Consider the following 11,914-nt stretch of genomic DNA (forward strand, 5'->3'; position numbering starts at 1 on the left):
AAGGAAATCGATCGATCCAAAATATGACGCTGTATTCCACTACGAAAAAGAAGATAGCCAAAGCAACTGAACAGAAACAGATCGTGCACTTAAAAGAAGGGCAAGAATACGAACTTTTTTACTGGCAGGATGAGTGGAAATCTGTTGGAAAAAAGATCGCAGCTTCGGGACCTATCGTTTTTGAAGATGTTCCTGCTGGAAGATTATACTGGCTTGTAGAAACTGATTCCCGAAAAGAAGAGCGAATTTTTACATACGAAAATGATGAGCAGGTTTGGTGGTAGAAACTCTGAAAAGCTCTCTTCCGCAAACTCTTGCACTTGAGACTTTCAGAGTTGGTTGCCTTAAACCTTGAATGTGATGAGCAGGAAGAAAATAATAACGTGAAAAAAAATCTGAAAAGCTCTCTTCCGCAAACTCTTGCACTTGAGACTTTCAGAGTTGGTTGCCTTAATCCTTGAATGTACTGAGCAGTAAGAAAATAATAATGTGAAAAAAATCTGAAAAGCTCTCTTCCGCAAACTCTTGCACTTGAGACTTTCAGAGTTGGTTGCCTTAAACCTTGAAAAAGTTACAAAAAGAGTAATTCTTTCAATCGATCTTTTCAATGGTTGAGTATTAGATAAACCTTGAAAAGGTTCACCAGGAAGAAGAGTCTTATAAACCTTTTCAAGGTAAGTTAAATTTGGAGTGATAATGAAATATAATCCTGTAGAATTGATTATAAAAAAACGAAGTAGAAAGAAACTTACAAAAGATGAGATAAGCTTTTTTATCGAATCATATCTGGACGGAAAAATCCCAGAATATCAGATGGCAGCTTTGCTGATGGCGATTTACTTTAAAAAAATGGATCCGGAAGAAATTCAGACCTTAACAGAAATTTATATAAATTCTGGCAAAAAAATAACTTTTCCCAAAGAAATGAACACAGTCGATAAACATTCTACAGGCGGAGTTGGAGACAAGATCAGCATTGTGCTTGCTCCGATCGTAGCAGCCTGCGGAGCCAAAATTCCCATGATCTCAGGCCGCGGCTTGGGACACACAGGTGGAACGCTGGACAAATTGGAATCCATTCCCGGTTTTCGAACAGACTATTCTTACACTGAATTCAAGAAAATGGTCAATGAAGTAGGATTCAGCATCATCAGTCAGTCTGTTGAGTTAGTTCCTGCCGATAAAAGGATTTATGCACTTCGAGATGTAACAGGAACAGTAGAAAGTTTACCACTGATCACCGCCAGCATCATGAGTAAAAAAATTGCAGAAGGTGCACAAAATCTAGTAATCGATCTAAAAGTTGGAACAGGAGCTTTCATCAAGAAAATGAGTGTGGCAGAGCAATTGGCCGATCTACTTATTAAGACAGGAGAAAATCTGGGACAGAAGGTTTCTGTTGTATTTTCCAATATGAATTCTCCTCTGGGAAATTACGTTGGCAATGCGCTTGAAATTAAGGAATGTGTGGAGTTCCTGCAGGGAAATTATGCTGATGATATTTATAAAATAACCAAAGCTCTAGCAGAAGAAATGCTGCTTTTAACTGAAATTGCAGAAGATCGCAAACAAGCTGGAAGTCTATTCAATGAAGTATTAGAGAATGGTGAAGCTTTGAAATTTTTTAGAAACTTCGTTAAAACACAAAATGGAAATCCAAAAATCTGTGAAGACACTTCCCTGCTTCCTAAAGCAAAATACGAGATTCCAATTATCTGCACAAAATCTGGCTGGATCAAAACCATCGATACACAGAAAATCGGTTATGCTCTCATCGATATTGACGCTGGTCGGCGGACTATCAAATCTAAGCTGAATTACGCTTCTGGAGCTTATCTTCCTTTCAAAGTAGGAGAAAAAATTACCGAAGGTGCAGAACTGGGAAAAGTTTTATGTGATAATAAAAAATCGGGAAAGCTTGTAGCAGAAAAAATCGCTGCCAGTTATCGCATAACATCTTCCAAACAGAAATATGACGACAGCTACCAGCAGGAAATGGAAATGATCTACGGTTTGGAAAGCGGATTGGATGAAGAAGAATAATTTTTGAATTTTATTCAATTTAAGCTAAACTCACATCAAATAATGCCTTCCAAAAATCTTGACACATAAACCGCACAAAATAGTGTGTCTTTTCTTGTAATGTTAATTGAGTGTAATTGAGTGTTAGATAAGAAGTTAAGTGTAAATAATTTATAATAAAATACAAAATATAAGGAGCATAAAATGGCTGTACCAAAAAGAAAAACTTCAAAATCCAGAAGAGATAAAAGAAGAACCCATTATAAAGCTGAAATGCCAGCAATTACAACCTGTCCGAATTGCGGTGAAGCTGTAAGGCCACACAATATTTGCGCAAACTGTGGTCATTATAAAGGCAAGAAGGTAGTAGAGATAAAAGAATAATCTTTACACCGGATTTTTTTTAATGCGCATAGCAATAGACGCTTTTGGTAGTGATAGTGCACCTTCCCCCGAAGTGGAAGGTGCAATTCTTGCAATTAAAGAGGGTATTTGTGATAAAATCTTCCTGGTTGGAAAACAGGAGATCCTGAATAAAGAGCTGGAAAAATATTATTACGAAAAAGATAAAATCGAAGTGGTAAATGCTACAGAAACCATTTCTATGCACGATTCCCCTGCTTCCATAGTCAAAAAAAAACAAGATTCATCATTGGTTCAGGCAATCAAATTGTGCAAAGATGGTGAAGCAGATGGAATGACAAGCGCTGGAAATACTGGTGCCGTTATGGCTGCTGCTTTGTTTGGTTTGGGAAGAATCAAAAATGTTCTTCGCCCCGCAATTGCTACCGCTTTTCCAACACAGAATCATCCCGAGATTATTCTCGATGTTGGTGCAAATGTTGATTGCAGTGCCGAAAACCTGATGCAGTTTGCTCGTTTAGGTCAACTCTATTCCCGTTTTTTCTTCAAAATATCTGATCCCAAAGTCGCTCTTCTCAATATTGGAGAAGAAATCACCAAAGGCAGTGAGTTATACAAAACAGTTCACCAGCAACTTCTTGAAGCAGAAGATATAAACTTTGTCGGCAATATCGAGGGAAAAGACCTTCTGAAAGGAATCGTTGATGTTGTTGTTTGTGACGGATTTGTAGGAAATGTGATGTTAAAAACTGTGGAAGGCGCAGCATATTCAATATTTTCCATTATGAAAGAACAAATAAAAAAAGATTGGATAGCCAAGCTGGGAGCGCTTTTATCATTTCCTGTGTACGCATATTTAAAAAAGAAGCTTGACCATACTGAATATGGTGGAGCATTGTTGGTCGGATTAAATGGAATAGCTGTGGTTTCACATGGAAGATCCAATGGAACTGCCATTAAGAACGCTGTGAAGGTTGCTGCAAAAATGGCAGAATCAGGTTTTGTATCTCATGCGAAGGAATATTATGAGAATTTGTAATATCTTGACTTGGTCGTTTGATTTTTGTTTGCGATTTTAAACAAAGGTGGTACAAATGATTGCAAAATATAATGCTAAAATTTCTGGAACTGGACATTATGTTCCCGACAAAATATTAAATAATTTCGATCTGGAAAAGATCGTAGATACAACTGATGAATGGATCCGCACTCGAACCGGAATGTTCGAAAGACATATTGCAGCCGATGATCAGGCTGTTTCCGATTTAAGTTATGAAGCAGCGCAATTGGCTTTGGAAAGTGCCGGCATCAAAGCCAAAGACCTCGATATGATAATTATTGCCAGTGTCTCAAATGATCACATGTTTCCCTCTACAGCTTGCATTTTACAGAAAATGCTGGGAATCAAAAATATTCCTGCTTTTGATATTTCTGCCGGTTGTACAGGGTGGATTTATGGATCTAATATTGCCAAACAATATATTGAAAATGGAATTGCAAAACACATACTGGTTATTGGGGTTGAAATACTTTCTAAGATAACAAACTGGGAAGACCGTGGAACTTGCGTTTTATTTGGAGATGGAGCAGGAGCAACTATAATTTCCCGTTCCGAAAACAAAGATATTTCTCGTTTCATCGATTCAAAAATTACGGCTGATGGAACTTATTATGATCTTTTGATTCAACAAGCTGGTGGTTCTCGAATGCCGGCCTCTAAGGAATCGGTAGAGAAAAACTTGCATACCGTTTATATGGAAGGAAACAAAATTTTTAAACAAGCTGTAAAATCGATGTATTCAGCTTGTGACACAGTTCTAAAAAGAAATAATATGAATATAAAATCCATAGACTGGCTTATTACTCATCAGGCAAATCTCAGGATCATTGAAGCTCTCGGCAAGAAATTGAGAATAGATAATGATAAAGTGATCGTTAACATCGAAAAATATGCAAACACATCTGCTGCCACCATACCAATTGCTTTGGATGAAGTTATTAGAAATGGAAAAGTTCGTCATGGCGATATCATTCTAACGGCATCATTTGGCGCTGGTCTTACCTCCGGCAGTTTATTATTTCGTTTGTAAAAGGAGATTTTTTTTTACATGAGCAAAATAGCATTTCTTTTTCCGGGTCAGGGTGCTCAATATGTTGGAATGGCTATGGATTTCGTTCAAGCCGATCCTGAATTAGAGAAAGTCCTGATCAATTTTGATGAACAAAATAATACTGATCTTTATAAAATAATGAAAGAAGGTCCTGAGGAGCAACTTAAGGACACAAAGTATACTCAACCGGCAATTTTATTCCACAGTATTGCAGCACTCAGAACAGTACTGAAAGAATTTTATATTCAACCTGATTTTGTAGCCGGTCACTCGTTAGGCGAGTTTTCCGCTTTAGTTGCCAATGGCGTTTTAGATTTGAACGATGCCATGTATCTGGTTCATAAACGTGGAAAATTCATGATTGAAGCAAATGACGGGCAACCTTTTGCCATGGCTGCCATTATCGGGCCAGACAGCGAAACTGTTGCGAAAGCTTGCGAAGAAGCTTCAACTGCAGGAGTCGTTGTAGCTGCTAATTTCAATACACCTGTCCAAACTGTTATTTCCGGCTCCAAAGCTGGAGTTGACCAGGCTTGTTCGATCCTGAAAGAAACCGGTGCAAAAAGAATTGTTCCACTTCCTGTAGGTGGTCCATTTCATTCTCCCCTTATCCAGAAAGCTGCCGACTGGCTGAAATCCGAAATGGAAGAAATTACTTTTTATGAAACACATATTCCCGTTATCAGTAATGTCAGTGCAAAACCTGTCACAAATACCGAAATTATCAAAGAAAATCTGGCAAAACAAGTAACTTCCAGCGTTCTCTGGGTAGATTCTATTCGATTTATGATAGATAAAGGTGTAGAGACATTTATAGAATTTGGACCGAAACAGGTTTTGGCAGGAATGCTTAAGAAAATTGACAGAAATGCTAAAGTAATAAGTATCGACACAATTGAAACTTTGAAAGCAGTAAAAGAGGAGTTGGAGTTTTGATGAAAAGATTAGAAGATAAAGTTGCAGTAATAACCGGGTCGGCTCGTGGAATTGGATTCAGTATTGCCAAAGAGTTTGCCAAAAACGGAGCAATATGTGTTATCATCGATCTAAATCAGGACGATGTAGATAAAGCAGTTCAAAAAATAGACGATCAAGGCTGGCGTGCTGTTGGCTTTGCCGGGAATGTGGTTAAAGCAGATGAGATGGCTGCAATTTTCAAGGAAATTGTTGCACAGTTTGGACAAATAGATGTTCTTATTAATAATGCAGGTATCACTCGCGACGGTCTTATCATGAAAATGAAAGAACAAGACTGGGATGCAGTGCTGGCAGTAAACTTAAAAGGAACGTTCAATTGTACACAGAAAGTTTGCCGCTTCATGATGAAAAAGCGTTCCGGTGTTATTTTAAATATTGCTTCTGTTATTGGAATCATGGGAAATGCAGGGCAGGCAAATTATGCAGCTTCCAAAGGTGGAATTATCGCTCTCACAAAATCAACAGCCAGGGAATTTGCTTCCAGAAATATTCGCGTAAATGCAATTGCACCGGGTTTTATCCGTACTGAAATGACAGATACACTCCCAGAAGAAGTAGTAAAAAAATATGCAGCTGCCATTCCACTCAACAGAATGGGATCTCCGGCAGATGTAGCAAAAGTTTGTGTATTTTTAGCATCCGATGAAGCTGAATATATAACCGGTCAGACAATCAATGTGGACGGCGGTCTGATAATGTAGCCGTTCCCAAAAAAACTGACACATAAAAAAATAGAGTCAAAAAAAAACAGGAGGAAATATGGACTTATTAGCAAAAATCAAAGAAATCGTTGTTGAAGAACTCGGTGTAGAAGCAAGTGAAGTAACGCCCGAAGCTAGCTTCATCGATGACCTTGGTGCCGACTCTCTGGACACTGTAGAACTTATCATGAAATTCGAAGAAGATTTTGACATTGAAATTCCTGACGAAGATGCAGAAAATCTAACCACAGTAGGAAAAGCAATCGAATATCTTCAAGGAAAAGTTTAGAATATAATCATATGGTGGAGCTTTCTCCACCATTATTCTTTCGAATTTAGATGGGGAAACTATGAGTAAAAGAAGAGTTGTAATTACAGGATTAGGAACCTTAAATGCTGTAGGCAATTCTGTAGATGAAACTTGGCAAAGTTTATTGGCAGGAAAGTCAGGGATAGATACGATAAAAAGTTTTGAACTGACGAATGATTTTGCCAGCCACATCGCAGGAGAAGTAAAAGATTTAAACTACGAAGATTATTTTGATCGCAAGAGAAGAAAGAAGCTGGATCCTTATTCTCAATTTGCCCTGATCGCTTCGCATGAAGCAATGAAAGACTCAGGTTTGGATGCAGCAGATTTCAATCATGACAAAGCAGGAGTTTTGATAGCTTCTGGAATTGGCGGAATGCTTACATTTGAACAGGAAGCATCAAAATTGGTATTGAAAGGACCACGCAGAATCAGTCCTTTTTTCATTCCTAAAATGATCTCCAATATTGCTTCTGCCGAAGTAGCGATCGAATTTAATCTGAGAGGAATTAATTATAATATTACTTCCGCCTGTGCATCGGCAAATCACGCTATAGGAACTGCTTTTCGCACCATTCAATATGGTGATGCGGACATAATTCTGACCGGAGGAGCGGAAGCTTCTGTCACACCATTGGCTGTGGCTGGATTCTGTTCGATGAAAGCACTTTCTACACGTAATGATGAGCCACAAAAAGCCTGCCGGCCATTTGATCGAGACCGTGATGGTTTCATCATGGCAGAAGGTTCGGGCGTTCTGGTAATGGAAGAGCTGGAACATGCTTTAAGTAGAGGAGCCCAGATCTACGCAGAAGTTGTAGGTTACGGTGCAACTTGTGATGCTTTCCATATAACTGCCCCCGCCGATAATGGCGAAGGTGGTGCCAGAGCGATGCAAAATGCTTTGGATGATGCCGGAATTGCACCAGAAAAAATTGAATTCATCAGTGCACACGGAACATCCACACCATTGAATGACCCGAATGAATCATTAGCAATAAAAACTGTATTTGGTAATCACGCTTATAAACTTAAGGTGAATTCCACCAAATCGATGGTAGGACACACATTGGGAGCCGCAGCAGCCATCGAAGCAATAGTTTGCTGCAAAACTATCCAGAATGGAAAAATTCATCCGACTATCAACCTGGAAAATCCTGATCCCGTTTGTGATCTGGATTATGTGGCAGACGGCAGCATTGATTATGACGTTAATTTCGCACTTAGTAACTCACTTGGATTTGGCGGTCATAACGCCGTGATGCTGTTTAAAAAGTATAATTAAGTTTAATGGGATAAGCCGGTCATTTCCTGCTTATCCCATTTTTTTTATTTAAAATTGAATAAAATATTACAAAATTTCCTAAATCAAATATCTTCCAAACAGGAAGAAGATGAAAATCTCATCGCACTACAAAAAATAATAAAATACAAATTCAATAATCTTTCCTTTTTAAATGCAGCAATCTCACACACTTCCCTGGAAAATTCTGAAGATTCTCCTTTTGAAAGGATGGAGTTTCTGGGAGATTCAATTTTAGGTTTGATCGTTGCAGAAGAATTATTTATAAAATATCCCAATTATTCCGAAGGACAGCTTTCCAAACTGAAATCCAAACTCGTTTCCCGAAGATTCCTGGCTATGAAAGCCAAACAGACAGGAATCAACGAATATATAAAATTGAGTGAAGAAGCGATCCAAAGTGGAGGAAAGAGATCTACCTCTATCCTTGGTGACAGCATGGAGGCGATCATCTGCGCTATTTATCTGGATGGCGAAATGGAAGATGTTCGAAATTTTATAAACAAAATTATTTTAAAGAACAGCGAAAAAGCAGTTTCCAAACAAGATTTCCGTGATTATAAAAGTGTTCTGCAGGAATTCACTCAGAGGAAATTTCAGAATACGCCAGAGTATAAAATAATATCTGAAGAAGGACCGGAACACGATAAAACTTTCACCGTCGAAGTTTATATCAACAATAAACAATCAGGTCTGGGCAAAGGAAAAAACAAAAAAGAAGCTCAACAAAGTGCAGCAAAAGTTGCCTGCCAGAACCTGAATCTATAAATATGAAAATCCTGCCGATTTTCATTCCGCATCTGGGATGTCCGTTTCAATGTATTTACTGCAATCAGAAAACTATTACCAAATCAACTTTGAAAGATCTGGAGAAAATAAAAAAACAGATCCATCAATTTTGTAATTATAATATAGATAACGACAAACAAATCGCCTTTTTTGGTGGAACGTTTACTAACCTGCCAAAAGAAAAACAGCAAGATTATTTTGATCTCGTCAAACCTTTTGGAGATGATTGTTCAATTCGCATTTCAACTCGACCCGATTCCATCGATCAGGATATTCTGGATTTCTGCCGGGAAAATAACGTAAAAACTATCGAGCTTGGAATTCAAAGTTTCAATGATGAAGTCTTAACTGCTTCAAAGCGCGGATATAATTCGGAACTGGCAATTTCCGTCTGCAAAACAATCAGGGAAAATGGCTTTGAATTAGCAATTCAACTGATGCCGGGTTTACCAGATTTCAGTATACAATCCTGGCAGGAAACTTTGGAAGTAACCAAATCCTTGTCTCCAGATTTTGTACGATTATATCCGGCAATTGTACTAAAGAATACTGATCTCGAAAAAAGCTTCTTAGAAGCAAAATACAGCCCTTTGAGTTTAGAAGAAGCAATCCAGACTACTGCATTTGCTTTTGAATATTTTGAAGAAACAGATATTAAAATAATCAAAACAGGTCTGCATTCCGACATCGAACCAGAGCAAATTGCAGCAGGACCATACCATGAGTCTTTTGGAGAATTGGTAAGAGCTGAAATACTATTTAACAAGATCATACAGAATTTTCAAAATAAAACTCTTAAAATTTCAACAAAAGATGTATCATTATTAAAAGGATTTAATTCCTTATATTTGAATAGATTAAAATCGGCTTTGAAGATTACTGTATTACCCATAATTCTGGATGCTGAATTGGAAAAAAGCAGATTTTTATTCACAGAAAAAACTCCTCAAGATTATTGGTAAACCATGATAATTGGTTTAATAATAATCGCATTTGTTATAAGTTTCTGGTTTTATCGTAAAACCGTTCCGCAATTGCAGAACTGGCAGAAATGGTTGTTGCTGTTTCTGCGCACCGTTGCCATTGCAATTGCATTGATCCTGCTTTTTAATCCGATTTTAGATTATACAAGAAGCAAATTAACAAAACCTCGAGTTCTGCTTTTAACCGACACATCTTCGAGTATGCAGCAGCAGGGAGACGAAAATTCCAAATCTGAGCTTTTTTCTGAACTGAGAAGTGAGATTCGAGCCAAACTTGATAATTCAGGTTTTGGTGTAGAAAATTTAAGTTTTGCAAATGGGTTGAATGGTATAGATAACAACACATTTCTTGGAAAAAGTCTGGTTCAATTCCGCAGAGAAAATGAGCTGAAAGATCTTGAAGCGATCTACCTTTTTTCTGATGGCTGGTTAAAGGATGAAAATCTGAATTTCCTGGATAATTTTGATCTTCCCATCAATACTTTTGCACCAGATTTTAAATATTCAGATTTCGATCTGAAAGTTACAAATGTAAAATTCAGTAATACCGCTTATAAGGATGAAATAGTACCTGTGTTTGCTCAGATCGATGCAGAAAATTTTTCAGGTTCTGCCACAGCAAAATTATTAGTTAATAGCAAAATTTCAAAGATCAAGAAACTAAATTTTGACGAAAAAAGATTTGTTGATATCGATTTTGACCATGTATTTACAAAAGCAGGATTGCATAATTTGGAAATCGTAGTTAAAGCTGATTCTCTGGAAGAAAAAAATCTCAGCAACAATCAATATCCATCTTCCATTCAGATTAGAAATAATAAATTGAAATGTATGATCGTTTCGGATAAACTTACCTGGAATGAAAGCTTCATCATCAAGAGCATGGCAGATGATGAGCATTGGGAAACCGTTTATCTTAATAAAAAAGGCAAGTTCTATCTTCAAGACAAAATAACTGATTTTGCCACAGAATTAACGAACGCTAATTGCCTTATTTTCATAAATCATGGAAGTTTACGGATCAATTCCCCGCAAGCTGACCTCATCAACAATTTCATTTCAAAAGGTAGTGGCTTTATTTTCCAGGGAGAACATATTAATAATTTGCAAGCGATTTTACCATCCCAGAAAACAAATATTAATAGAACCTTTGAAGGTCAGATCAGATTTAGCGAAGCAAGTAAAGAATTTAACACTTTCCGCTGGAAAAATAGCGATATTCCCAATAACATACCGCCAGTTGATTACTTTTATGTGAATCCCAAATTACAGGCAAAGATCCTGGCAACTTTCGATAACGAACAACAAAGTCCGGCAATATTATTTCAAACTTATGAAGCTGGCAAAGTAATGCAATTTGCCTTTTTGAATTTGTGGAAATGGCAGATGTGGGAAAGCGGAAATCATTACAAAACTTTTATGCATGATCTCATAAATTGGTTTGGGCAACAGGAATCTGATAGAATTGTAGCTAACACTGATAGAACTTCCTATTTTGCAGGTGAATCCGTTAGTATTTCCTTAAAAATTTTTAATGAACAATTTAATCCTGCAACTGATGCTGATGCTTTGCTGAAACTTTATAATGACGCTGACGAATTGATTAAAGAAGATTATTTTACAGCATTCGCTGATAAATATCAAATTACAATTGAAGATTTGCAACCAGGAAAATATCGATTTAAAATTATGGATTCTGTTTCAAAATTGGAAACCGAAGGTGAATTTTCTGTTCAGGATTTCAATTCTGAAAATATGGACAAAGGCATAAATGATGTACTTTTAAAATATATTGCCAATACAACTGGTGGAAAGTTATACAATTCTGCCGATAAAGTTGAAATTGAAGATCAGGAAAAGATCATCAACAAAATTCATATCGAAATTCCATTATACACAAAATGGTATCTGATCGCAGCTTTTCTTATCAGTTTTTGCCTGGAATTGTTCTTTCGTAAACGCTGGGGATTGTTGTAGGCGATTCTTGGTTAAAGCCATTCAACTTTTGTAACTGCAATTTCGATTCTTCAAAAGAATAACCTTCGCAAGATTCGTCAAAATGACGTAAAAAAATCCGTCATATTGAGGAACTTTCCTTGGCAAACTACGAAATATAGATTTGTCTATCCTTCCGCCTTCGCTCAGCTTAGACGGGACAAGTAGTAAATCTGCTGTAAAAGAATTTCTCAGGATGACGATAGAATCATTTCATCAACAGCATTTTCCTCACATCAATTTCTTCTCCATTCACTTTAAGCCTTGCGAAATATTCGCCTGAAGATACGCTCTTTCCAGCATCGTTTTTTCCATTCCATACGCATTTATAATTTCCCGGTGCTGTGGTGCAATCCATT

12 protein-coding genes are annotated in these 11,914 nt (G+C 37.2%); all 12 read left to right on the forward strand.

Annotated features, from left to right (window positions below):
* The coding region (locus K9N40_11585; protein ID MCF7815108.1) for a transglutaminase domain-containing protein at positions 1-284 on the forward strand (284 nt) is incomplete at its 5' end.
* 409 nt (positions 285-693) lie between these two features.
* Positions 694-2,043, forward strand: a complete 1,350-nt coding sequence (locus tag K9N40_11590) for a thymidine phosphorylase (GenBank protein MCF7815109.1) — start codon at positions 694-696, stop codon at positions 2,041-2,043.
* 183 nt (positions 2,044-2,226) lie between these two features.
* Positions 2,227-2,406 carry a 50S ribosomal protein L32 gene (gene rpmF / locus K9N40_11595; GenBank protein MCF7815110.1) on the forward strand — a complete coding sequence of 60 codons (180 nt, stop codon included), beginning with the start codon at positions 2,227-2,229 and terminating at the stop codon, positions 2,404-2,406.
* Positions 2,407-2,428: 22 nt separating this feature from the next.
* Positions 2,429-3,424 (forward strand): phosphate acyltransferase PlsX, encoded by a 996-nt coding sequence (plsX, locus tag K9N40_11600; protein MCF7815111.1) that lies wholly within the window; start codon positions 2,429-2,431, stop codon positions 3,422-3,424.
* 55 nt (positions 3,425-3,479) lie between these two features.
* On the forward strand, positions 3,480-4,475 hold the full coding sequence (locus K9N40_11605) for a ketoacyl-ACP synthase III (GenBank protein ID MCF7815112.1): 996 nt from the start codon (positions 3,480-3,482) through the stop codon (positions 4,473-4,475).
* Between the two features lie 18 nt (positions 4,476-4,493).
* Positions 4,494-5,432, forward strand: a complete 939-nt coding sequence (gene fabD, locus K9N40_11610) for an ACP S-malonyltransferase (protein MCF7815113.1) — start codon at positions 4,494-4,496, stop codon at positions 5,430-5,432.
* Complete coding sequence (gene fabG, locus K9N40_11615; GenBank protein ID MCF7815114.1) at positions 5,432-6,175, forward strand: 3-oxoacyl-[acyl-carrier-protein] reductase; 744 nt, start codon at positions 5,432-5,434, stop codon at positions 6,173-6,175. Before fabD ends, fabG begins: the two co-directional genes overlap by 1 nt.
* 58 nt (positions 6,176-6,233) lie before the next feature.
* On the forward strand, positions 6,234-6,464 hold the full coding sequence (locus K9N40_11620; GenBank protein MCF7815115.1) for an acyl carrier protein: 231 nt from the start codon (positions 6,234-6,236) through the stop codon (positions 6,462-6,464).
* A gap of 61 nt (positions 6,465-6,525) precedes the next feature.
* On the forward strand, positions 6,526-7,770 hold the full coding sequence (gene fabF, locus K9N40_11625) for a beta-ketoacyl-ACP synthase II (protein ID MCF7815116.1): 1,245 nt from the start codon (positions 6,526-6,528) through the stop codon (positions 7,768-7,770).
* A 54-nt stretch (positions 7,771-7,824) separates the two neighbouring features.
* Positions 7,825-8,556 (forward strand): ribonuclease III, encoded by a 732-nt coding sequence (rnc, locus tag K9N40_11630; protein ID MCF7815117.1) that lies wholly within the window; start codon positions 7,825-7,827, stop codon positions 8,554-8,556.
* A 2-nt stretch (positions 8,557-8,558) separates the two neighbouring features.
* The gene (locus K9N40_11635; GenBank protein MCF7815118.1) at positions 8,559-9,539 is read left to right on the forward strand and encodes a radical SAM protein; all 981 of its coding nucleotides are present in this window, start codon (positions 8,559-8,561) and stop codon (positions 9,537-9,539) included.
* 3 nt (positions 9,540-9,542) lie between these two features.
* Positions 9,543-11,537: a hypothetical protein gene (locus K9N40_11640; protein MCF7815119.1), complete on the forward strand. Its 1,995-nt coding sequence runs from the start codon at positions 9,543-9,545 to the stop codon at positions 11,535-11,537.
* The last annotated feature ends 377 nt before the right edge of the window (positions 11,538-11,914 follow it).

It is taken from the genome of Candidatus Cloacimonadota bacterium (assembly GCA_021734245.1).
Taxonomy (GTDB): domain Bacteria; phylum Cloacimonadota; class Cloacimonadia; order Cloacimonadales; family TCS61; genus B137-G9.

What these genes read in the sequence shown, in the direction of transcription:
- rpmF (MCF7815110.1), top strand. Translation starts at nt 2,227, where the DNA reads ATGGCTGTACCAAAAAGAAAAACTTCAAAATCCAGAAGAGATAAAAGA.
- plsX (MCF7815111.1), top strand. Translation starts at nt 2,429, where the DNA reads ATGCGCATAGCAATAGACGCTTTTGGTAGTGATAGTGCACCTTCCCCC.
- K9N40_11605 (MCF7815112.1), top strand. Translation starts at nt 3,480, where the DNA reads ATGATTGCAAAATATAATGCTAAAATTTCTGGAACTGGACATTATGTT.
- fabD (MCF7815113.1), top strand. Translation starts at nt 4,494, where the DNA reads ATGAGCAAAATAGCATTTCTTTTTCCGGGTCAGGGTGCTCAATATGTT.
- fabG (MCF7815114.1), top strand. Translation starts at nt 5,432, where the DNA reads ATGAAAAGATTAGAAGATAAAGTTGCAGTAATAACCGGGTCGGCTCGT.
- K9N40_11620 (MCF7815115.1), top strand. Translation starts at nt 6,234, where the DNA reads ATGGACTTATTAGCAAAAATCAAAGAAATCGTTGTTGAAGAACTCGGT.
- fabF (MCF7815116.1), top strand. Translation starts at nt 6,526, where the DNA reads ATGAGTAAAAGAAGAGTTGTAATTACAGGATTAGGAACCTTAAATGCT.
- K9N40_11635 (MCF7815118.1), top strand. Translation starts at nt 8,559, where the DNA reads ATGAAAATCCTGCCGATTTTCATTCCGCATCTGGGATGTCCGTTTCAA.
- K9N40_11640 (MCF7815119.1), top strand. Translation starts at nt 9,543, where the DNA reads ATGATAATTGGTTTAATAATAATCGCATTTGTTATAAGTTTCTGGTTT.